The sequence below is a fragment of the Drouetiella sp. genome (assembly GCF_059504425.1).
Genome location: NZ_JCACIN010000053.1, coordinates 274,534 through 295,690, shown reverse-complemented (window position 1 = coordinate 295,690; position 21,157 = coordinate 274,534). Strand labels below are relative to the sequence as shown.

The 21,157-nt window shown below is 50.9% G+C and carries 19 protein-coding genes and 1 pseudogene; 12 read left to right on the top strand and 8 right to left on the bottom strand.

What is annotated here, in order from left to right:
- Positions 1–61: 61 nt before the first annotated feature.
- From AC5JMP_RS14370 to AC5JMP_RS14355, 4 genes and pseudogenes are all read left to right on the top strand, one after another.
- A pseudogene (locus AC5JMP_RS14370) lies at positions 62–388 on the top strand (IS630 family transposase); the annotation flags it as partial.
- Between the two features lie 27 nt (positions 389–415).
- Positions 416–763 (top strand): hypothetical protein, encoded by a 348-nt coding sequence (locus AC5JMP_RS14365; RefSeq protein WP_495852161.1) that lies wholly within the window; start codon positions 416–418, stop codon positions 761–763.
- A 123-nt stretch (positions 764–886) separates the two neighbouring features.
- Positions 887–1,363 carry a hypothetical protein gene (locus AC5JMP_RS14360; RefSeq protein WP_495852160.1) on the top strand — a complete coding sequence of 159 codons (477 nt, stop codon included), beginning with the start codon at positions 887–889 and terminating at the stop codon, positions 1,361–1,363.
- A 992-nt stretch (positions 1,364–2,355) separates the two neighbouring features.
- The gene (locus AC5JMP_RS14355; protein WP_495852159.1) at positions 2,356–3,252 is read left to right on the top strand and encodes a class I SAM-dependent methyltransferase; all 897 of its coding nucleotides are present in this window, start codon (positions 2,356–2,358) and stop codon (positions 3,250–3,252) included.
- A 43-nt stretch (positions 3,253–3,295) separates the two neighbouring features.
- Here AC5JMP_RS14355 and AC5JMP_RS14350 read toward each other — a convergent pair whose 3' ends face one another.
- The gene (locus tag AC5JMP_RS14350) at positions 3,296–3,541 is read right to left on the bottom strand and encodes a hypothetical protein (RefSeq protein WP_495852158.1); all 246 of its coding nucleotides are present in this window, start codon (positions 3,539–3,541) and stop codon (positions 3,296–3,298) included.
- A gap of 481 nt (positions 3,542–4,022) precedes the next feature.
- On the opposite strand from AC5JMP_RS14350, the gene AC5JMP_RS14345 reads away from it, so the two are divergent.
- On the top strand, positions 4,023–5,228 hold the full coding sequence (locus tag AC5JMP_RS14345) for a bluetail domain-containing putative surface protein (protein ID WP_495852157.1): 1,206 nt from the start codon (positions 4,023–4,025) through the stop codon (positions 5,226–5,228).
- A 57-nt stretch (positions 5,229–5,285) separates the two neighbouring features.
- The gene (locus tag AC5JMP_RS14340; protein WP_495852156.1) at positions 5,286–5,549 is read left to right on the top strand and encodes a hypothetical protein; all 264 of its coding nucleotides are present in this window, start codon (positions 5,286–5,288) and stop codon (positions 5,547–5,549) included.
- Between the two features lie 475 nt (positions 5,550–6,024).
- On the opposite strand, the gene AC5JMP_RS14335 is transcribed toward AC5JMP_RS14340, so the two are convergent.
- The gene (locus AC5JMP_RS14335; protein WP_495852155.1) at positions 6,025–6,303 is read right to left on the bottom strand and encodes an HU family DNA-binding protein; all 279 of its coding nucleotides are present in this window, start codon (positions 6,301–6,303) and stop codon (positions 6,025–6,027) included.
- A 335-nt stretch (positions 6,304–6,638) separates the two neighbouring features.
- Here AC5JMP_RS14335 and mnmE point away from each other — a divergent pair, with 335 nt between their 5' ends.
- Positions 6,639–8,021, top strand: a complete 1,383-nt coding sequence (gene mnmE, locus AC5JMP_RS14330) for a tRNA uridine-5-carboxymethylaminomethyl(34) synthesis GTPase MnmE (RefSeq protein WP_495852154.1) — start codon at positions 6,639–6,641, stop codon at positions 8,019–8,021.
- A 126-nt stretch (positions 8,022–8,147) separates the two neighbouring features.
- Here mnmE and AC5JMP_RS14325 read toward each other — a convergent pair whose 3' ends face one another.
- The 4 genes from AC5JMP_RS14325 to pgm form a co-directional block, all read right to left on the bottom strand.
- Positions 8,148–8,474, bottom strand: coding sequence for a hypothetical protein (locus AC5JMP_RS14325; protein WP_495852153.1), 327 nt, complete (start codon positions 8,472–8,474; stop codon positions 8,148–8,150).
- A gap of 393 nt (positions 8,475–8,867) precedes the next feature.
- Complete coding sequence (locus AC5JMP_RS14320) at positions 8,868–10,265, bottom strand: DUF2252 domain-containing protein (RefSeq protein WP_495852152.1); 1,398 nt, start codon at positions 10,263–10,265, stop codon at positions 8,868–8,870.
- A 123-nt stretch (positions 10,266–10,388) separates the two neighbouring features.
- Positions 10,389–11,321 (bottom strand): ornithine carbamoyltransferase, encoded by a 933-nt coding sequence (gene argF / locus AC5JMP_RS14315; protein WP_495852151.1) that lies wholly within the window; start codon positions 11,319–11,321, stop codon positions 10,389–10,391.
- A 384-nt stretch (positions 11,322–11,705) separates the two neighbouring features.
- Complete coding sequence (gene pgm / locus AC5JMP_RS14310; protein WP_495852150.1) at positions 11,706–13,367, bottom strand: phosphoglucomutase (alpha-D-glucose-1,6-bisphosphate-dependent); 1,662 nt, start codon at positions 13,365–13,367, stop codon at positions 11,706–11,708.
- Between pgm and AC5JMP_RS14305 the strand changes: the two genes are divergently transcribed.
- From AC5JMP_RS14305 to mgsA, 5 genes are all read left to right on the top strand, one after another.
- Positions 13,362–13,553 (top strand): hypothetical protein, encoded by a 192-nt coding sequence (locus tag AC5JMP_RS14305; RefSeq protein ID WP_495852149.1) that lies wholly within the window; start codon positions 13,362–13,364, stop codon positions 13,551–13,553. The genes pgm and AC5JMP_RS14305 overlap by 6 nt on opposite strands.
- The gene (locus AC5JMP_RS14300; RefSeq protein WP_495852148.1) at positions 13,526–14,191 is read left to right on the top strand and encodes a hypothetical protein; all 666 of its coding nucleotides are present in this window, start codon (positions 13,526–13,528) and stop codon (positions 14,189–14,191) included. Before AC5JMP_RS14305 ends, AC5JMP_RS14300 begins: the two co-directional genes overlap by 28 nt.
- Positions 14,188–17,142 (top strand): CAAX protease, encoded by a 2,955-nt coding sequence (locus tag AC5JMP_RS14295; RefSeq protein WP_495852147.1) that lies wholly within the window; start codon positions 14,188–14,190, stop codon positions 17,140–17,142. Before AC5JMP_RS14300 ends, AC5JMP_RS14295 begins: the two co-directional genes overlap by 4 nt.
- A 51-nt stretch (positions 17,143–17,193) precedes the next feature.
- The gene (locus AC5JMP_RS14290) at positions 17,194–17,649 is read left to right on the top strand and encodes a hypothetical protein (RefSeq protein ID WP_495852146.1); all 456 of its coding nucleotides are present in this window, start codon (positions 17,194–17,196) and stop codon (positions 17,647–17,649) included.
- A 143-nt stretch (positions 17,650–17,792) separates the two neighbouring features.
- Positions 17,793–19,091: a methylglyoxal synthase gene (gene mgsA, locus AC5JMP_RS14285; protein ID WP_495852145.1), complete on the top strand. Its 1,299-nt coding sequence runs from the start codon at positions 17,793–17,795 to the stop codon at positions 19,089–19,091.
- 144 nt (positions 19,092–19,235) lie between these two features.
- On the opposite strand, the gene cax is transcribed toward mgsA, so the two are convergent.
- Entirely contained in the window at positions 19,236–20,375 is a 1,140-nt protein-coding gene (gene cax, locus AC5JMP_RS14280; protein WP_495852170.1) for a calcium/proton exchanger, read from the bottom strand.
- A 165-nt stretch (positions 20,376–20,540) separates the two neighbouring features.
- On the bottom strand, positions 20,541–21,005 hold the full coding sequence (locus AC5JMP_RS14275) for an EF-hand domain-containing protein (RefSeq protein WP_495852144.1): 465 nt from the start codon (positions 21,003–21,005) through the stop codon (positions 20,541–20,543).
- Positions 21,006–21,157: the final 152 nt, after the last annotated feature.

Here is a 21,157-nt window from a genome sequence, read left to right as displayed (position 1 = left end):
CCAATGTAGTTGTCGCCAGTCATCTCACGATGCCTATGTAATTGTCGCGCGATAGAAATGCTTGTTTGCCCCGATGACGTTTGCAGGGGCTTGCAACCGAGATTTGTTTGAGATGTGGTTGGCAGAGTGTTTAGTGCCTCAGTTGAAACCAGGGGATGTCATTGTGATTGACAACGCCAGTTTTCATCATTCTCAGAGCATTGAGGAGATTGTCGCTCAAGCCGGATGTGAGATTTGGTATCTACCACCGTACTCTCCTGACCTCAACCAGATTGAACACTGGTGGAGCGTACTAAAGAACTGGATGCGACAGCGATGGGATGAGTTTGATACCTTTCGGGATTGCGTTGATGCTGCTTTCAAAGAATGTCCTAACGTACATGCGTAGCGCTATATCGAACTGGATGCTGAGCAGATGGTGCAATCTTACAAAGCCAGGTTTCAAATTGAATTTATTTTTAGAGATGCCAAGCAATTTACCGGACTGTGTGATGCTCAAACTCGCGACCCCAAAAGATTAGAGTTTCACTTCAATGCCTCTTTGACTGCCTTAAATCTTGCCAAGTATGATACCCAATCTCGGTCTTTGCAGCCTGAAACTCAATCCCAGCCCATTCCCTTTTCCATGTGCAACTATAAACGTCTAGCTTTCAATGACCATCTGCTGTCGCGATTTATCTCAATGTTAGACTTGAACCCGACTTTGATTAAATCCCATCCCAACTACCCAACCCTGCTTTCCTACGGCATCATAGCCCCTTAATTCTGTCCGAACCATTGTTATAGGTAACTTTGAGCAATGGGAGTCATGATTTCACAGCGCTGCTGTGGCAATTCCATTTCACCATGGTTCTATTCACCGTTATTCATTCAGAGTCTACACACGATGACGACTAACCTTAACCAGACAACCTTTCCCAGCAATGCCCAAAAAGAAGTGATGCAGGCGATCGCCACACTGGGACAAAAGCTACCTTTTCTGATTAATCTGTCTCAAGATGAGCGGAGATCGCTACCTAGAATGGGCGATAAAACCCGCGTCTTCATTCAAAAAACCATGGAGGTCGCGAATCAAAACAGCGATTTCTTGCCTCGTTCGTTTGAAGTCGCCAACATGCAGCGAGAGGTAGAGCTGTATGAAGAACTGTATCCGATTTTACTGGCGATCGCAAAGCTCCATGAACTTGTGGAGGATACCTACATGACCGCAGGGAACGAAGCCTATACTTCAGCTCGTACTGTCTATAGTTCTGCAAAAGTGAACGGTCGCGGAATTGGCGTTGATGCCGTGGTGGATGATTTAGGGAGACGGTTTAGCCGCAAGCCTCGCAAGTCCTCACCTGAGTCAAAATCAGCACCCTAGAATTTGCAAGGAGCGTAAGCGGCTTGCTCATGTTCAAAGCAGCACAAACTATACTTTATATTCAGTAACGCCTAATTTTTTGTATCGGTATTTAAGGATTTTTTGTCGCGCGGGCAAAGTCTGCGCGACAAAAATTACTACTTCAAAAGAATTTGCCTTTCATCTCCGGATCGATCGCTCTCATCTAGTAAATATGAAAGGTTAGAAGCAGCAGGGGTCGCAGTATAGTTGAAACTTGTATTGTTTACTTCTTACATCAGCGTGTAGTGCATTCCACAGACTGTATTGAGAGTTTCAGGGACATGTTGCACTGCTGAAACCCGCTAAAAAACAAAGGTGTAAAATCTGAGATTGGTTCATTAGTTTGTAATTCTTAGTGCTTACAGTGAGCCAAAAAAGGAAGCGGTTCGGGTAGAAATTGGCACTTTTCAAGTCTTTTCTCAGGTAAGAGCTTTTTTCAAACTGGGTAGATCGCAAACCAATGCTCACGCTGGAAATACTCGTGTCTGATCCCCCTAAATCCCCGCGCTATCGCACCGCTGCGCTAGAAAAAAGGGGAACTTTGAGTTCTGAAGCCCCCTTTTTAAAAGGGTTGGGGGATCGAGTGTAAGAGGATATCTGAAAAGTATCAAATGTTCTGTATTCGCCCCTCAACCCCCCAATTCTGGGGGACTTTCGTTCGCTTGCGTGTGCGCAGCACGTAGCCAGTTCCTATTCAAAGTCCCCCAGAATTGGGGGATTTAGGCGGCGGTTTGGGTAGCAAATTACACTTCTCAGACATCCTCTAAGCTTTGCGATCTACTGAAACTGGGTAGCTAACTTTGAAAAAATAAGCAACCCTGTTGAAGTTCATAGAATTTGTAGTGCGAGGGTCTGGCTCCCGTTCAGTCGTAGGTAAGACCTTCGCACGATGGAAAAATCTGACTAAGAAACAATTAAATTAAGGTGTGCTTCTCCCACTCAATTAACCACTAATTGCCAGGAGTAGAGGGTTGAAGCTGCACACGATCACATCTCTGTTGCCCTATCTGATGGAGACTGCCGAGATCATTGAACAGGAAAACGGTATTTATAGCTGCCCGATCGCCCACTTTACAGTCGGCATGCAGGCAAATAGCTACTTATTTGGACATCCCATCTGGGGAGAAGAGTACTTTAAACGAACACATCGCAGTGAAACTTTCCGATTGCGCTGGCAAAAAGCCTGTGGCAGTTGGGATCAAAAAATTGTTGTGGATATCGGCTGTGGCCCTGGCAATGTCTATGCCACAGTCGGCGGGTCGCCTAGCTTGCTGATCGGGATTGATATTGCCCAAGGTGCTTTAGAAAAGGCACAACAGGTTGGCTATCTGCCGCTGCTTGCCGATGCCCATCACCTGCCCTTGATTGATAGCTTTGCCGATCTCGTCATTGCCAATGCGACGATTCATCACTGCGATGACATGGCGCAAGTTTTGGCAGAGGCAGCTCGCCTTGTCCGACCTGGAGGTCTACTCGTCACCGATAAAGATCCGCAGGCGAGTGCCTGGAAACTTCGAGGGTTAGGGTTAGTGGGACAGAAGATCCAATGGCATCCCGTCTATCGGCGTATGACGGGCAGGTTGCACACTACCGCCGATGAAGCCCGCGCGCGTCTGGCGACAGAACTCCATAATAATCAGCCTGGAGAAGGCATTACGCCCGAACTTTACCATCAGGTTCTAGAACCCCTCGGCTTTGAGGTGAAGCTCTTTCCCCATAATCACCATACAGGCGCAGAAGTGCTGGAGGGCGATCATGGGCGATCGCCCTGGAGAGTCAGGTTGTGTCAACGGCTCTCTGGCATTGATCCCAATACCAAAGAAGCAGCTCAGTCCATTATGTGCGTTGCTACACGCCACTGCCGTTGATTTTTTTGAAGGGGGCATCCCCCTTCAAAAAAATCTTCAAAAGCTATCCCTGATGAGAGCCTACCGATCGCCCAAAGCGGCGAATCAACAGGCGAATCACTTCTCTAGAATCAGGAATCGGCTGAGGCGGACTCCAGGACGTGACCTCGGCAAAGCCCCGCTGATAAAGGTCATAAATGACGCTGCTGGTATCTTCTGGGGTGCCCAGCAAGATAATCCGCACTTTGGCGGGAGTATGGGCGATCGCTTCGTCAGTTTGGGTGAGAGCCGCGATAAAGTCTTGAAGCATAAGGGTTTCTCCTGTTTTTGGGTAGTTGAGGAAAACCCAAAAACCTAGCCACCTTGCCATAACAAAGCAGGGTGGCTAAGAGGAGTGTTAAAATCCATCGTTAGCCAGCCGAACTGCGTTCTCAGTTTGGGCCGGTTAGCCACTCATTGCTGTTGGTAGCAGCTTTGAGTGGCGACTAGGTTTTTGAGCGGAGGGGCAGAGGACGCAACAACTGCCTATAAGTAAGCGAGATTAGCGGAATTTGCGATCGGAGTCAAGAGGCAATTTTAGGGCAAATTCTAAGGCGAATGCAGGATGGGGCGATCGATGAAACAGCTCAAGTATTGGAAGATCGATTCATCAGCTCTTCATTGAAAACTTCAGGATGATTCTAGTTCCTTCAGTAGGAATAGATCAGGACTCAAGCACTGGAAATGGCTTTTAGCTTGTCGCTGTCATCTAGTTTCCAGCAAATACTTATTTCTTAGTTTGCAACAGCACTATGGTTTCTCTACAGACATCTGTTATCCGGTTGACTGACGCGAGTCTTAATCAAGCTTCCTCCAGACTCTACACTACTACCGTGCCGTCGGTAAGTGGGCTGCGGATTGGTTTTGACTTTTACGCTTATGGCGGTACTGGTGCTGATGGTATCAGCTTTTTTCTCGTTGATGGGAAACAGCTAATGCCCCTAGCAGGCGGCTCTGGTGGTTCACTCGGATACGGAGGTACGCCAGATGGCTATTTAGGTATTGGCTTTGACGCGTTTGGCAAATTTGCTGGTACTACGGGCGGATACTCCGGCGGTAGAGGGTTTACTCCAGATGCTATTACCGTCCGAGGTAGCGCTGCCACAAACTATGAATACCTGACTGGAACAGACACTTTACCCGTTAGCCTAGACAATCCAGGTGCAGGCGCAACTCGTAACGACTCGCGTCGTCGAGCAGAAGTTATCCTATCGCCAGAAGGTTCACTGACTGTTCAGGTAGACCTCAACGATAACGGCACTTTTACCGATCCCGGTGAACTTGCCATCAACCCATTCAACGTGATTCAGAAAAACGGTTCATTACCTGCATCCTTTAGGTTTGGCTTCGCTGCTGCAACAGGTGCTCTAACGAACATCCACGAAGTAGGTAACTTTAGCGTCACGACCTTTGACGGCACACCCATTCCTGGCATCTTTGAGGGCGACTTTATTACAACTGGCGGCAGCGACAACGCTACGCCAGCAGTTGGCAGAGACGAGAACCAAGTCACAGGTAGCAAAAGTGCCGATACTTTTATCTTTTCAGGTGCAACCAAACGTTCAGCATTGAGAACTTCCACCATTCGATCGCTCGATCGCATCACAGACTTTAACTTCAACGAAGGCGATCGCTTCAAGTTAGATTATGACAATAACCTCAACACGATCGAACGTCCCAAACGTGTCTATAACGCTGGGCGTGTAAAGGGAAAAAATCTGCAAGATGCCCTCAAAACCGCATATGCCGATAAGCTCACCCGCAAAAAAGGCAGTCAATCGCTGAAAGCAGATGAATCAATCTTTTTCCGCCTTGGCAGCCGGACATTCTTTGCAGTGAATGATGACAAAGCGACTTTCTCTTCGAGAAATGATTTAGTCGCTGAGGTGACGGGAATTCAGTTTAAGCCTGGTGATGCGAAACCAGGAGCGTTAGCAATCCGCAACTACTTCATCTAAAAGATTTTCATCGACGAACGTCGCTGACACTTCAGCATTTCTTGCTTCTGCTAACTCATGCATAGGTTTTGCTCAAGAGGCGATCGGTTTTACCTAAGTCGCAAGGGATATTCTCTCTCCGTGGTCGATCAGGTTTACAATGCCACCTTGCAATCTGAGCAAGCTCTTGCCGATCTCTCCGAGCATATGTTGCTGGGCGTTGCCACCAAGTATCAAGAGCAGCGACGAGTAGAAATGGCAGACGGCGTTCGCAAAACGGATGCTGCTATCTTAGAGCAGCCTCTTGAAATGAACAGCAGGAGGCGATCGCGGATACTGTAGTCTACCAGTGCTGAAATGATAACAGAGCGATCGCACGAATTAGGCAACCTGCCGATCGGCTCGGTAATGCAATCAGAGCAATTCTATGGCTTCAATATCGAGTAATTATGCTGTTTGATCGCTAAGTAGTCATATATTCACTTCTAAAACCAAACATAACAAAAAAAAGGGCATAAGCATTGCTCACGCCCAAGCCCCCTATTGAACCTGAAAACACCTGTCAAAGAGTATTTTGCGGTATGCCCCTATCTTTGCAAGATTGGAAACAATAAACTTCTGCCTACAGGCATAAATAACGCGATGTGCAACTCATCGACCCTCATCCCAACCTTCATCCCTAGGGAGGAGGGCTTTCAGACATTTCCGGTTCCTTCTCCTGCTGGGAGGCTAGGGTGAGGGCTGCCTTTACAGTGCTTTAGGAAAGTTGCACATCGCGTATAAATGTCCAATCCCTACAAATCTGACTCCTGTAAACCTATGCTTCAGCGACCTTGTCCTTAAAGAGCTTGCCAGCGGAAAATACGGGCACAGTAGTTTCGGGAATGGTCATAGTCTCCCCTGTCCGAGGATTGCGCCCTTCCTTTGCCTGACGCTTGCGAGACTCGAAGGAGCCAAATCCAACCAGCGTCACTTTGTCTTCGGTGGCCACTGCTTCCATAACAGAGTCTAGAATGGCGGTCAAAATGGCATCTGCCTGCTTTTTGGTAACATCTGCATTTTCTGCGATTTTGTCTACCAGTTCACCTTTATTCATGAACCGAATTCCTCAAATTGTTTGCCGGAATTGTATCACAGGGATCTGAACATGACTCAACTCTTCATTGTTCATATATCGCTTCATGCCTGGTTAAGTGTGAGTTATTTTTTTAGAAGCCGCGCTGAGCGCGGCTTCTAAAAAAATAACTGTGGTTTATGCAATTGAAAATCGCTGTAATTTGGCGTTGCCGATCTCTGGGATGATTTTTGGGTTGAGTAGCACCCCGCGCCCCGCTCCAACCCAAAAAATAAGCGATGCCCATAATTTTTCATAATGAGTTTATCGTTGTGAGTTCATTGCCAAGACGACCGAAATAGCTCAAGAATGAGGCTATGCGCACTGATACGATCGCCGCTATTGCCACCGCCATTGTTCCTCAGCAGGGGAGCGTCGGCATTGTGCGGATTTCTGGCAGCGAGGCAATGGCGATCGCTCATACTCTCTTCCAGGCTCCCGGACAGCAGATTTGGGAAAGCCATCGCATTCTCTATGGGCATGTCCGCCATCCTGAGACTGGGCAGCTTGTCGATGAAGCTTTGCTGCTGCTCATGCTGGCTCCCCGCTCTTATACCCGTGAAGACGTGGTGGAGTTTCACTGTCATGGCGGCATTATGGCAGTACAGCAGGTGTTACAGCTTTGCCTAGAGCAGGGCGCAAGGTTGGCAGAACCGGGAGAATTCACGCTTCGGGCATTCCTCAACGGCAGACTAGACCTGACCCAGGCTGAGGGCGTTGCCGATTTGGTGGGGGCACAGTCTCCGCAGGCAGCGCAGATGGCTCTGGCGGGCATCCAAGGCAAGCTGGCTCAGCCGATTCGGCAGTTGCGATCGACCTGCTTAGAAATCTTGGCAGAGGTGGAGGCTCGGATTGACTTTGAGGACGACTTGCCGCCGCTGGACGCAGCCTGGGTGAAGATCCAGCTAGAGCAGGTCTTAGCGATGGTAGAGCAGGTTCTCGCGACCGCCGATCGCGGAGAGCTACTGCGATCGGGTCTGAAGGTGGCGATCGTCGGTCGCCCGAATGTGGGGAAGTCTAGCCTGCTGAATGCCTGGAGTCGCAGCGATCGCGCCATTGTCACCGATTTACCGGGCACAACGCGCGATGTGGTGGAATCGCAGCTTGTGGTCGGGGGCATTCCTGTACAGGTGCTAGATACGGCAGGAATTCGGGAGACTGCCGACCAAGTTGAAAAAATCGGCGTGGCGCGATCGCGAAATGTAGCCCAATCTGCCGATCTAGTGCTGCTGACGATCGATGCTCAGGCGGGATGGACAGAAGCAGACCAGGAGATTTATCAGCAGGTCAAACGTCCGCTGATTCTGGTGATCAACAAAATTGACTTGGTAGAAGCCCATGCGCCTCTGTTGAATGTTCAAGCGATCGCCGCCTTAAAAATTAGCCAAGTTGTCAAAACTGCGGCAGCACAAAATCAGGGCATTGACGAATTGGAACAGGCGATTTTGGCAAGCGTTGCAGCTAACAATCTGGAAGCCACTAACTTAGATTTGGCGATTAATCAGCGGCAGTCGGCAGCCTTGACCCGTGCCCAGATGGCTCTCGCTCAGGTGCAAAAGACGATCGCTCAACAACTGCCACTCGATTTTTGGACGATCGATCTCCGCGCTGCCATTCAGGCTTTGGGAGAAATCACGGGTGAAGAGGTGACTGAATCGGTACTTAATCAAATCTTTAGCCGATTCTGTATTGGAAAATAATGAGTATTAAGATTAACGCATCTAGCAACCGCGAAGCGCCCCATCAAAAATGTCCTGAGCAACCTGGCGACAGCCATATTGGGAAATAGCGGGTACTGAAAGTTGACATAACCGAAGACAAGCCCTTTAGAGAAGCTGCATCTCTCGTCGCATCCGTTCTGAACTGGTTTGCTGCAACAGTAAATCTAATTTCTCTTGCAGCAGCGAGAAGAAAAACTCAATTTCTCGACGCGCACTTTCCTGCAAATTTTCTGCCAGAGTCGGCGTAACGGCATAGGACTCTAAGGCGTTCTCTAGCAGGTCAAATACTTCAGTGAGCGGCGCACTTTTGTACTGAAATGCCGCCTGCGTGAGGATAGCTTTTGCTGACTCATCCAGCAGGGTTTCTGGCATTTGAGTAGGGTGAAGGGTTCGCTGCGCCAGTAGCTCTAATTCTGCAAAATCTAAATCCATGGTTCGATGCCTGTTGAATGCATGAGTTTCAAAGTTTACAGAGGCTTTTACTTACATGAATCAGCTTCCTGTTGAGTATTGCTCAGATACCCACAAAAGTCAGTAGGGTTCAGTAGTTAAAAATCGCTGTAGCGGTTGATGAACTGATATTTATGAAGCTAAGGCTTGCTATTTCCCTAACTGCGTGGACTCTTTCATAATGTCTTAAAATTCACCTCAAGATACACGAGTATTCGTACGGAGTATAAGTTGGTAGCGATCGCCGAATTGAGTGGTTTTACTGTCTAGCTGTTCGAGGTGCTACAGAAATTCACCTATGGCAGCCTGTGAGCAAGCTCATTAATCGTGATCAAGTGCATCCCTTCACGATTCTCTGCACAATATCAATCAACCCTAATGCTCCTCGATCGCCTTAATTCGCCCCGACTTCACCGCATCCTTCAGCGTTTTATGATCACGCTCAGTTTGATTAGCATAGGCAAGGGCAAACTCTGCGATCGCTCGGTCAAACTCATCGCTCTTGCCCAAGTAGCCGCTAATCATTGCCGGATCACCCGATCGGGCATGGGCCCGCGCTAACGCCCAACCACAGAGTGCCCCATAGGCGGTAAATTCCGAGGTCGAGAGTTTTTCAATATCTACCGAGGTCTTCATGTCGCGTAACTGCCGCACATAGAAATCATGACCGCGATCGCTCTTTGTCCAGCCCAAGAACATGTCGCTAGCCGCCTGCATTAGGCGCTGTCCAGCCACAATTCGCTGCCCCTGATTTTGGTAGGCGCTGCTGCCCACATACGGCTCTAGTACTGAAGTTCGCGCCTCCTTCATCTGCAAAAACAGCGGATCATTACCATCCGTCATTAGCAGCGCCACCACGCAACGGGTGCCCACGCTGCCCACGCCCACAACCTTAATGGCGATATCTACCAGGCGATAGCGATCGAGCAGCACATTCAGATCATCTCGCAGCGTTTCGCGATAGTGCTGATACACCGACTCTATCTCGTCCTCTAGCAAATCATCTGGCGGCAGATGGTACATCAACGGCGGGCTGTCAGTCATGCGCCACTGCCCATGCACGACTTCCGAGAGCTTGGGTAACGCCTGTGCTGAGGTGCGAGTGAGGGCTTTCGCCACCTGCTGCTCTACTCGCGTTAAATGTCCTGCACCCTCGGCAAACTCGCGCACCACCTTAGCATCAATCCGCGAATACCAGACCTCCAGCGGACTCATACGCGCATACTGGCCCATATGCTCTCGGTAGGATTGCACCGCCGATCGCGCCGCCTCCTGACCGTTTTTGTCCGACATCTTAACGGAACGAGCCGCCACCACAAAGCTCGCTGCCAGCCGCTTCACATCCCATTCCCAGGGAGCTGGGAGCGTTTCATCAAAGTCATTAACATCAAAAACCAGGTTACGTTCGGGCGTGGCAAAGCCGCCAAAGTTTAATAGATGGCAGTCGCCACAAGCCTGAACCCGCAGCCCGATCACGGGAGTCGTCGCCAGATCTGATGCCATGATCACCGCCGAGCCGCGCAGAAACGTGAAGGGAGATTTGACCATGCGACCGTAGCGAATTGGCACCAGATTCGGCAGCCTGCCCTGATTCGACTCTTCCAGCAAGGCGATCGGATCGGGGCGATCGTCCCCGGTTTTCCATTCTGCATGAGCCGATCGGGGCACTGTGTTCCGCAGCGCTTTTCCGGCAGAGAGGCGATCGGTCGGCGATAGATGTCTTTCCGATGAGGTTAAAGCTGAGGCTACGGTAGACCCTAATTTCTTAGCCATCGCTCATTCCTGCAAAATCGACGTTAGACAGAAAATTTTAATTTACCCGTCTGACCGATCGGGGCAGAAGCTGTAGAAAATTAACTTTTTGCAGGGTTTAGCCTACTCTGTTTACAGAAAGGGCTACTCTAACCCCAACACACTAGCCAACAGAGCCTTTTGCGCATGCATTCGGTTCTCCGCCTCATCCCAGATGCGAGACTGAGCACCCTCCATCACCGCCTCCGTGATTTCCTCGCCTCGATGTGCCGGAAGACAGTGAAGGACGATCGCCTTAGGATCAGCTGCTCCCAAAATCCGATCATTCACCTGATAGGTCTGAAATGCCTGCATTCTTCCCGCCGCCTCGCTCTCCTGCCCCATGCTTGCCCAAACATCCGTGTACAGCACCTGCACCCCCTCAGCCGCCGCCTCCGGATCGGTGAGAATTTCTACCTGAGCGCGATCGCCCCCAATTTCCCTCGCCCTTGCCACTACCGCCGCATCCGGCTCATAGCCTGGAGGTGTGGCAATCCGCACATTCATTCCAGTCAGGGCACAGCCAAGAATCAGGGAATTCGCCATATTATTGCCGTCCCCAATGTAGGTCAGCGTCAGCCCCTCCAGCGCTCCAAACTCCTCCAGAACCGTCTGCAAATCCGCCAGCACCTGACAGGGATGCTCCAGATCCGTCAGAGCATTGATCACCGGAATTTTGGCATAGCTGGCGAAGGTTTCTAGCTCCTGCTGCTCAAACGTGCGAATCGCCAGCACATCCAGATAGCGATCGAGCACCCTTGCCGTATCGATCGCAGCTTCCCCCCGCCCCACCTGCGTCACACTAGAATTGAGGTCAAGCACCTGCCCGCCCAACTGATACATCGCCACCGAGAAACTAACCCGCGTCCGAGTCGAAGCCTTACTAAACAGCAGCCCCAGCACCTTCACGCGATCGCATCGCAAATTAACCTTACCCGCCTTCATAGCAATTGCCAGTTCCAGCAGTTGCCGGACTTCCTCTGCACTCAGATCCGCCATACTCAGCAGATCTCGACCCTTCAACGACGCTACGCTCATTCAGATAGAATCCACTCAACGAACAACATTTTAGAAATGTTTTAGAACAGTATCAGATTGAGGATTGCCTAGTCAGTTCCGTGAGAACGATCATCAGGACGATTTTGCAGTAAGAGCTGTCTTGCAGCACAGAAAGCAAGGCAAAACCCAAACCCGTGCAACCCAACTAATGCGAAGCGCTGCCACCCCCTACCATTAACTCCTTCTGGAGGGGGTACTCCTTCGGAGAAGCAAGCTACGGGGGACGCAGCCGTCCCCTGATTCGGGGGTTTGGGGGTCGCCCCCAAGGATCGGGTTCTTCAGAAGCTCAAAATATGGTGGATTAGGTTTGGCAGGGGTGTAGCTCCCACCCAACCTAATTTGAAAGACATCCACTACGAATTCCTACAATGCCTCCCCCACAATCTGACTCGCCTCCGTCAAAATCTGACCCAAATGCGCCTCACTCTTAAAGCTCTCCGCATAAATTTTATAAACATTTTCTGTTCCCGAAGGACGAGCCGCAAACCAGCCATTCTCTGTCGTTACCTTTAACCCGCCGATCGCCGCATCATTTCCCGGAGCCTTAGTCAGCTTAGCGGTGATAGCATCACCCGCCAGACTCGCCGCCTTGACGTCATCAGGCGACAGCTTGCTAAGCCGCGCCTTTTGTTCAGGAGACGCAGGCGCATCGACGCGGGTGTAGTAAGGCTTGCCCAAGCGATCGGTCATGTCCTGGTAGTGCAGCCCCGGATCTTTGCCCGTACGAGCCGTGATTTCAGCAGCCAGTAGATCCATAATGATGCCATCTTTATCCGTCGTCCAAACCGTGCCGTTCTTCCGCAGAAAAGAAGCTCCAGCGCTCTCCTCCCCGCCAAAGCCAAAAGAGCCGTCCAGCAGCCCTTCCACAAACCATTTAAAGCCCACCGGAACTTCCGACACCGACCGACCAATTTCCTTGCCGACGCGATCGATCATGTTGCTGCTCACCAGGGTTTTACCAATGGCGCTCTTGCCCGACCAGCCCGTGCGATTCGTGAACAAATACCAGATGGCAACCGACAGGAAATGATTCGGGTTCATCAAGCCAACACTGCGGGTGACAATGCCATGGCGATCGGAGTCCGTATCATTACCAAAGGCGATATCGTAGTCGTCTTTAATCTTCACCAGGCTCGCCATGGCGTAAGGCGAGGAGCAGTCCATGCGAATTTTGCCATCCCAGTCTACCGACATGAAGCGGAAGGTAGGGTCAACCGTGCGGTTAACCAGAGAAATATCCAAGCCGTAATGATTGGCGATCGGCTCCCAGTAGGCGATGTTAGAGCCACCCAAGGGATCAGCCCCAATGCGCAGACCCGCCGATCGAATCACGTCAATATCAATGATGTTCGTCAGGTCACTGACGTAAGGCATGATGTAGTCATGAACATGAGTCGTTGCCGCCCTAATGGCCGAGTCGTAGGGAATGCGCTGTACACCCTGATTTTTTTCCGCCAAAAGCCGATTGGCGCGCTCTTGCACCCACTTGGTAATCTCTGGCTCAGCTGGCCCTCCCGAAGGCGGATTGTACTTAAAGCCGCCATCACTAGGCGGGTTGTGGGACGGCGTGATGATGATGCCGTCGGCCAAACCCGAAGTTCTGCCCTGGTTATACGCCAAAATGGCGTGAGAGATTACGGGAGTCGGCGTGTACTGCGCGTAGCCTTCCGTCGGGGCAATGAAAACCTCAACACCATGAGCCGCCAGCACTTCTAACGCCGATCGCTGAGCTGGAGCAGACAGCGCGTGGGAATCCATGCCCATGTAGAGCGGGCCGTCAATCCCTTTACTCTTGCGATACTCAGCTACAGCTTGGGTTACAGCCCAAATGTGATCTTCATTGAAAGTACCATTGGCTGAAGAGCCGCGATGCCCAGAAGTGCCAAAGCTGACCTTTTGCAGCGGATTAGCGGGGTCGGGATGCAGGGTGTAGTAGGCATCTAGCAATTTGACAACATCAATCAGGATGTCCGCAGGGGCGGGCTTTCCGGCAAGGGGGCTGATCTTCTCATCCACGGTTTGCATCTTTCTATTTGTCCCGTCATGGAGGGTCATGTTCAGAATAACCCGAAACTGAGTCAGAGGAAGGTGATTCAGACAGCGCTGCCGAGTCTAGAACAGGTTGTTTTCATGCGAGATTTAATAGATGTGCGAGATTTGTACTTTTACATCATTGCGGGTTTATGGCAGAAACTGCGATCGCCCACTTAGAGTCTCTGATATTCGGCGCTTTATCGCTCAAGTCTGAGGCTTTTCAGCAAATTCAAGTCTTGTCGAAGGGCAGTCAGGCGGCGCTGCTGGTTGCCTTCATTGCCGGGTTTTCTCAGGCGATCGGGCAGGGCATTGTGCTGTTTAGCAATCAGGTTAGACCCTTACGCTTCTTTTTGAGTCTGCTAATGTCGGCTCTATTGTTTGCCTTTAGCTATGTTTTTTGGGCGCTGAGCACTTGGGCTGCTAGCATTCTGCTATTTCGAGGCGGCTGGATGACCCTACCCGCCGTGATTCGGACGCTGGGATTATCCTATGCGCCCTTAATTTTCAGCTTTCTGGTCGCGCTCCCCTACCTAGGCTTACCTATTTCCACAGTGCTCTCAATCTGGAGTTTTCTCGCCTTTTTGACAGGCTTGAAGGCGGCATTGGGGCTAAATCTGTGGCAGGCTTTTGGCTGTGGTGTACTAGGCTGGGCAGTGTTTGAAGGGTTGCAGCGAACGATCGGGCGACCGCTAGCTGGCTTAGGGCGCTGGCTGACCAACACAGCCGCAGGAGTCAATCTGGTAACCAATCTCAAGGACTTAGAGCGAGTTGTCTCCCGCAAGACTGCACCAGTGGGTAAGGAGAAACTGAAGTGAGCCAAAGGGTGAAGAGATTGCTGTGGGTGGGCGCTGGATTGGTGGCGTTTCTGAGTGCCCTGATTTTTCCGGTGCTGCCTGTCATCTTGCAAAGTCTGGTGATTGCCCTAGGGGCAACCTGGCAGATTTTGGCAAACTTGATTGTCATCACGCTGATTTCAATTCTGGTGGCTAGTTTTTTTGCACCCTTGGAGGCTTTAGGCTGGTGGGCGGGCTGGTATGGCGATGAAATTGAGACGACGCAGCATCCAGGTAGCTTGGTGGAACCTTTCCCCACCGATCTAGAGATTACGCGCTACGTGGTTTATTTAGACGGTATCTCCCAAGCGCGGTTTACCTATTTGCCAGAGGTAGAGCGATTTTTAGACGCTTTGGCGATCGATCTACCCGATAACATTGTGCTGATCAAAGGCATCATGTCCTATTCGGTGCTAAACAAACCTTTGACCGAAGATCGGCTGATGGCGTTCTTTTGGCGACTCGCCGATCGCCTACAAATGAATCCGAGGAGCAGCATCATAGGAGGACTGATCGCTGCCACCATTAATATCCGCAATGTGCTGATTGTCAGCGTCTCCGCCGATCAGCGCTATGGCCCGATTTATAACCAGGGCACGGCGCAGCTCATTCACAATAGCCTCATGGGGTATGGCTACCAGCCCGGTATGCCCCTAACGCTCATTGGTTACAGCGGCGGCGGACAGATGGCGGTAGGGGCAGCACCCTATCTGAAGCGATCGCTCAAAGCCCCCATCGAACTAATCTCGCTATCGGGGGTGATTAGCGGCAATCAAAATGTCTTGCAGCTAGAGCATCTCTATCACCTCGTTGGCGGCAAAGATTTAATCGAAAAAGTCGGCCCTGTGATGTTTCCCAGACGCTGGAAGCTGTTTGCCCTATCCTACTGGAATCGGGCGAAGCGGCGGGGAAAAATCAGCCTGATTTCTTTAGGCAGTCAGGTGGGGCACAATGGCGCAGATGGACCCTATGGCGATCAGGCGCTTTTACCCGATGGGCGCACCTATCTACAGCAAACTGTCCAGATTGTTTCAGACATCATTCAAGATAAGCTGCTGCTGGGGCAAACGGCTCCACAAATTCACTCTAGCAACTACGATCGCTACCAGCAGTCTCCGTTTAACCGACCCGGCACCTATCCTCTGCACCAGTCGGTTGATCCAGACTATTACCGACCGATCGCTCCCTGGATGGGACGACTCATTTTACCCGCCAGAGAACAGCGATCGCGGCTGAAGGGCGTTTTTTTGGAGGTGCATCATGCGCCACCCGAATATCAGTATCTAGTGGGGCACAACGTGATTTTGCGCTGGAGCCGAGAACCCCAAGTGCGATCGTATCTGAGAGCCGTCACTAAAGATGTTCACTTCAGCGAAGATGCCCTCTACAGCCAGAAGCAGGGCAATATCCATCCGTATCGAATAGATCACTGGCAGCAGGTAGGGCCTTTAGAATCTTTGGCAGGGGCAAGACCCAATGATGATGTGATTGTACGGCTCAAAGATCCAGGAGTGACTGAGGGGGCGATGGGGAAAGAACCTTCTGTCGCAATTCTGACGATCGCCCATGAGCCAGTACAAATTACCGGAAGATTCTATGGATTAGTCCAATTTTTAGAATCATCAGAAGATGCGTTGGTAACAGATGTAAGGAATCGATCGGAAATGCTTCGAGTCGTGCATTTCGATCGCGCCTCGCGTCAATTTAACGGACTGAGAGAAACTATTTGTATTCCTAAAGCTGTTTTTGATCAGCATCATGGCAGCCATCCTTCGACCCTGCAAGACATCACAAAGTCACCCGCAAATGTCATGGGCTGGTACATTTATGGGGCAAAGGATGCTTCCGGTAAATTTGTGGTGCAGTCGATCGCTCCTCGCCAGCTTCTACGCCTCCAGCCCGATCAGGTGATTGAGGGCAAAGCCGCCTGGACTTATCTGAAGCAACAAGCCTGGAAGGATCTAACCAAGGGCACAATCCGATCGGTATTGCTGCACGGAGTCAAGCAGAACACAGCCCCATCTCGTCCCCCTGTCCCTAGTGCCTGGATAGAAGGCGATCGCGCCCTGCTTGTCCATGTCTACGGCGGCATTGGCGGCAAAAAGAAAGAGCCGACGGCAAGTTCGCCGATCTTCTTCGGGCACTTTGCCTATGGGGTTGCAACCGTGATCCAAGAGCCGCTAGCCGATGAGCTGATGTTTGACATTGAGTATCACCAGGTCTATACCCACAATACCGATGGAATTATTGCCGGAACGATCGCCTGGAATCGCTTTTTGGGCGATCGACAGTTTGGCTGGCTGGGCAGACGACCTGTTTGCGATCTATTAATCAAGCTGAATGTATTTACAGAAGGCTATGCTGCGCAGGATGCTATGGGAGATTGGCCGCAATTGGCGTTAGACAGCCTGATTGCCCAGCTCGAAGTCATGACTGCCCGTTACCGAATTGGTGACGGCACAGGCGGCACCTACGTCGGAGCCGCCCACAACTGCTCTCAAGATTCAAATCAGGCGCTTTATGCTGCCCTCAAAGACGTGCAAAAGAGGATGAAATCTAGTCCTGATTATCAGGAGCTACTGCGGCAAAACCCAGCGCAAGAGCAGCAATTTCAGCAAATTGTCCGACTCAGCAAAACCATCCGGCGGGAGCTAATGCCTTTTGGCACCGCACGGGCAGATTGGCAGACTGAGCAAAATTCGGACGGGCAAGTTAGTCAGGCAACTTTGGGCATTAGCCCAGAGGAAGATGCCTTTCAAAATATTCGGATAGGATTGATTAGCTGGCGAACGCTGCTGCCGAGACTCGCGAGTGAAACAATCGCCAAACTTTTCCTAGAACAGGGCGCATCAATTTGGGTGCTGAGAGCTAACCAAGTCGGCGGCTATGATCCAGATATTCAGCCGATCGCCCCCACGCAGATTGGTTGGTAAGTTATTTGAATAAGCTCTACGCAAAGACAACCGCGCCCCTAAGTGAACGCCATGCCCTCACTCCTCGAAACAACCGATCAACGCATTATCCATCATGGAACTTGGGAACAGTTCAAATTAATTCAAAAGGGATTTGACGGCTCTCCGGGTGTACGGCTGTTTTACTATGACGAGACGATCGAGATTCTTATGCCGGGACAAGATCATGAGATGTTTTCTCGTATCATCTGCTATCTGCTGATGACGTTCCTGACGGAGCGGGGCGTATTCTTTCAGCCAACAGGATCAATGACTCAAGAGAGAGAGGGAGTTGTCTCAGCACAAGCTGATGAGTCTTATTGCATTGGCAGCCTCAAACTTTCGACAAGAGATTTAGCTGATTTGATAGGCTGGGTTAGACCTTTGCGAAATCGTGCTCTATGCAGCTATGACTTCCTTCTCAAGGGATCAGAAGATTTGGATTATGCTGTTGTACCCTGTGCCATCCATCGTTTTAGAGGCGCATAACCTTTTAGAGACGCATAACCTTGAATTGCAGAGGTCAGAGGTTGGTCGTGGCTGATGTAACCTCTGTGTCCAGACAAGGTGATTAGTGTAATACAGCGTCCTAGAATAGAGGAATATCGACCTACAACATTGCCTACCGCTAAATGCCTACTACCATAGCCCTGATTGCCCACGACTCCAAAAAAGATGCGATCGTCGATTTCGCCAAACAGCACGCGCCACTGCTGGGACGGTATCGCCTAATCGCGACGGCAGCCACCGGAGAGCGCATTCAATGGGCAACTGGACTCCAGATCGAATCAATGCTGCCGGGGCCAGAAGGCGGTGATGTTCAGGTTGCCGCAGAGGTGGTCAATGGCAATGTCTTGGCAGTAATTTTCCTAGTCGATTCGCTCCATGCTCAATCCCATGAGCCGGACATTCAGACATTTCTGCGCATCTGCAATGTTCACAACGTTATTCTGGCGACAAATTTAGCGACAGCGGCGACCGTCATCCAGTCCTTGGCACAGACTCGGATCGCTCACCTCATTTTTAATCCAGTTTCCGGACAGGGCAATCCAGCGCAAGAGCTTTCGCTGATTCAACAGCTTTTAGAACCCCACATGCAGGTGGTGGTTCATGAAACTCAGCCCAATGTCGATCCGGCAACGCTGGTGCTAGAGGCGATCGCAGCTCAGGCAGATCTGGTCATCGCTTCGGGGGGCGATGGCACCATATCCGCGGTTGCCGGAGCGCTGGTGGGCACCGAGATTCCCTTAGGCATTATCCCGCGCGGCACGGCAAACGCCTTTGCTGCCGCCTTAGGAATTCCTAGACTTCTGCCGATCCGCAACGCCTGTCAGGTGATTTTGGGCGGCAATGTACGGACTGTGGATGCCGCCACCTGCAACGGTTTACCCATGGTTTTGCTGGCGGGTGTGGGCTATGAGGCAGTGACCGTAGAGCTAGCCAACCGCGAAATGAAAGACCAGTGGGGCGTGCTGGCGTACCTGATGGCGGGCTGGCAAACCATGGATAACCAGACGCTCTTTGAAACCGAAATTGAGGCTGAGGGCACGCTCTATCACTTTGAGGCAAGCGCCATTACGATCGCCAATGCCGCGCCGCCCACCTCTATTTTGGCGCAGGGGGGCGGACAGGTGATTTTTGATGACGGCTTGCTAGATGTGACCATTTCCACCGCTGAAACCAAGCTTCAGGGTGTCACCACCATGTTGCGGATGATGGGAGCCGCTTTAACTGGAACGGGTGTCGAGCACCAAACCGTTGTTCATATTCGGGTAAAGCGACTGCGGGTGACGGCTCATCCGCCGCAAAAGGTAGTGGTCGATGGCGAGATTGTGGGCACAACGCCGATTGAAGTAGAATGTATTCCAGATGGACTCAAGGTGTTGGCTCCTACTGCGCCCATCAGCAATGAAGCGATCGCGGCTACCTGAACTTGTAGCTTTCGCCAGTAGGGGCTTAGCAGTGCTAAGCCCCTACCCCAAGAATTACTTACAACATTTTTGGTGGGGGCGCTTCGCGCCCCCACCAAAAATGTCCCCGTCCTAACCGCCTTGGCGGTTGCCATATCTCTAAACTTAGGCAGGATGATAGTAAAACGCCACGCCCAGCACCAGATAAACGGCCAACAGCAAGGTGCCATCTAACCAGTTCGATCGCCCTCTAAAGCTAATTAAGTTGGCAACAGTGACGCTAATGGCGATCGCCACCACCTCAAACGGGTTGAAGTTGAGGGTCATGGGTTGTCCGATTGCCTGACCCACCAACACCAGCACCGGAGCCATAAACAGCGCCACCAGCAGACTGTCTCCCGTCACGGTAGAGACCGTCAGATCCATCTTGTTTTTGAGAGCCAGCCGCACGACCGTCACATATCCCGACACGTCACTCAATAGTGGCAGAAAGATGACACCCGTGAACAGTGGAGTCAAGCCTAGGCGCTCTGTTTCTGGCACAATTACGCCTACAAACAGCTCAGAGAGGAAGGCAATGGCGATCGTTGAGGCTAGCAGTACCCCGATCCAAATCCATAGCGAGGATGACGCTGAAACGCCCTCGATGTCCCCCAATTCTGAGGAACTTTGAAGGTTCGCCAGTTCCCCAGAATTGGGGGGCTGGGGGGTGAATTTAGAGATTTTTTTCCGCTCAATCGATTCTTTCTCAGACGGCTCTTCATCTGCTAGCCCAACATCATAGAGATAGCTGTGCGTCCCCAACGAAAAGATCAGCGTCAGTCCATAAACCACAATCAAAATTGTGGAAACGATCACGGAAATATCTCGAATGGCGGTTTCGTCTACCAGATTTGATGTAGCGATCACGGCGGTAGGCATTGCCAAAGACACGACGGCTAGTGTCATCGAGGAACCGTTGACTTGCGCAATGATCGGCTTAAATTCCTGCTCTTTGTAGCGCAGCCCGCCCGCCAACATTGCCAAGCCGAGCAGCAGCAGCAGCGCACTCACAATACTGCCCGTAACGCTAGCTTCCACGATATCGACCAATCCCTTTCGTAGCGCCGTGAGGGCAATAATCAACGCTGTGGCATTACAAAACACCGCATTCACCAACCCGCCAATAGATGACCCGGTGACAACCGCAATTTTTTCGGTGGCGGTGCTGAGCCAAATAGAGAGGGGGATGATAGCGATCGCAGAAGTGGTAAACACCACAGTATCTCCCCATTCCATCCGGTCGGCAATAAAGGCGATCGGCATAAACGCCAGGAGGATCACTAAAATCAGGTTCTTAAAGGTCACGGTGTGAATGAAATCATGCTACAAAATGACCTTAGCACTGCCTGATGCTCTATGCCCGATGCTCTATGCCTGATGCTCTACGCCTGATGCCCTTGTTGTGATGCCCTCTGCATAGACGAGCCGCTATTGAAAGCCAAGACGGCTGACAGCTCCCAAATACTCGTTGTAAGTGATTAGCTTTTTACCATTTGCATCCGTCTGGCTCGACATTTTCTCTAGCCAATCCCGCGTGATTGGAAAATTGAACTCTTCAGCAATTTTTAGCGCCTCTGACATCGAAAGCACCCCATTGCGATTGGCATCAAAATCTCTAAACCGCCTCAGCAGAAGATACTGCGGATCGGAGGCAATTAGAAACTCTTCAATATCAATGAAGCCATCTTTGTTTCGATCGAGATAAGCAAATTTCTTCGCTAGACTTGCCCGTTCACTGGCCAAGAGATAGTCCAGATACTCGTCAATGTCAATTCTGCCGTCCTTGTTGCGATCGATCAGCTCAAATTCTTGCTTAATCTTGGCAAGCTTCCCTGGCGGCAGTAATTCCTCTGCCTCTTCAAGAATTTTGCTCTCAGAATTCTCAGAACTCATAGAAATAACCTTACCTTGCCAGAACTTTACCGAGACTAGAATGCTTCAGCCTGTGGATAGCTACCACACTTGACCGCCTAATTCTATCAAACTTCAAGACAGCTAAGGCTTACCAATCGGGCATTGCTTAATCGGGGGCAAAATTTTTATCC

Bases quoted from the DNA above. Each gene is read 5' to 3' on its own strand.
- AC5JMP_RS14275 (WP_495852144.1), bottom strand. From the start codon at position 21,005: ATGAGTTCTGAGAATTCTGAGAGCAAAATTCTTGAAGAGGCAGAGGAA.
- AC5JMP_RS14325 (WP_495852153.1), bottom strand. From the start codon at position 8,474: ATGGATTTAGATTTTGCAGAATTAGAGCTACTGGCGCAGCGAACCCTT.
- AC5JMP_RS14290 (WP_495852146.1), top strand. From the start codon at position 17,194: ATGCCCTCACTCCTCGAAACAACCGATCAACGCATTATCCATCATGGA.
- cax (WP_495852170.1), bottom strand. From the start codon at position 20,375: ATGCCGATCGCCTTTATTGCCGACCGGATGGAATGGGGAGATACTGTG.
- AC5JMP_RS14340 (WP_495852156.1), top strand. From the start codon at position 5,286: ATGCATAGGTTTTGCTCAAGAGGCGATCGGTTTTACCTAAGTCGCAAG.
- AC5JMP_RS14365 (WP_495852161.1), top strand. From the start codon at position 416: ATGGTGCAATCTTACAAAGCCAGGTTTCAAATTGAATTTATTTTTAGA.
- pgm (WP_495852150.1), bottom strand. From the start codon at position 13,367: ATGCAAACCGTGGATGAGAAGATCAGCCCCCTTGCCGGAAAGCCCGCC.
- argF (WP_495852151.1), bottom strand. From the start codon at position 11,321: ATGAGCGTAGCGTCGTTGAAGGGTCGAGATCTGCTGAGTATGGCGGAT.
- AC5JMP_RS14320 (WP_495852152.1), bottom strand. From the start codon at position 10,265: ATGGCTAAGAAATTAGGGTCTACCGTAGCCTCAGCTTTAACCTCATCG.
- mnmE (WP_495852154.1), top strand. From the start codon at position 6,639: ATGCGCACTGATACGATCGCCGCTATTGCCACCGCCATTGTTCCTCAG.
- AC5JMP_RS14345 (WP_495852157.1), top strand. From the start codon at position 4,023: ATGGTTTCTCTACAGACATCTGTTATCCGGTTGACTGACGCGAGTCTT.
- AC5JMP_RS14360 (WP_495852160.1), top strand. From the start codon at position 887: ATGACGACTAACCTTAACCAGACAACCTTTCCCAGCAATGCCCAAAAA.
- AC5JMP_RS14300 (WP_495852148.1), top strand. From the start codon at position 13,526: ATGGCAGAAACTGCGATCGCCCACTTAGAGTCTCTGATATTCGGCGCT.
- mgsA (WP_495852145.1), top strand. From the start codon at position 17,793: ATGCCTACTACCATAGCCCTGATTGCCCACGACTCCAAAAAAGATGCG.
- AC5JMP_RS14335 (WP_495852155.1), bottom strand. From the start codon at position 6,303: ATGAATAAAGGTGAACTGGTAGACAAAATCGCAGAAAATGCAGATGTT.
- AC5JMP_RS14350 (WP_495852158.1), bottom strand. From the start codon at position 3,541: ATGCTTCAAGACTTTATCGCGGCTCTCACCCAAACTGACGAAGCGATC.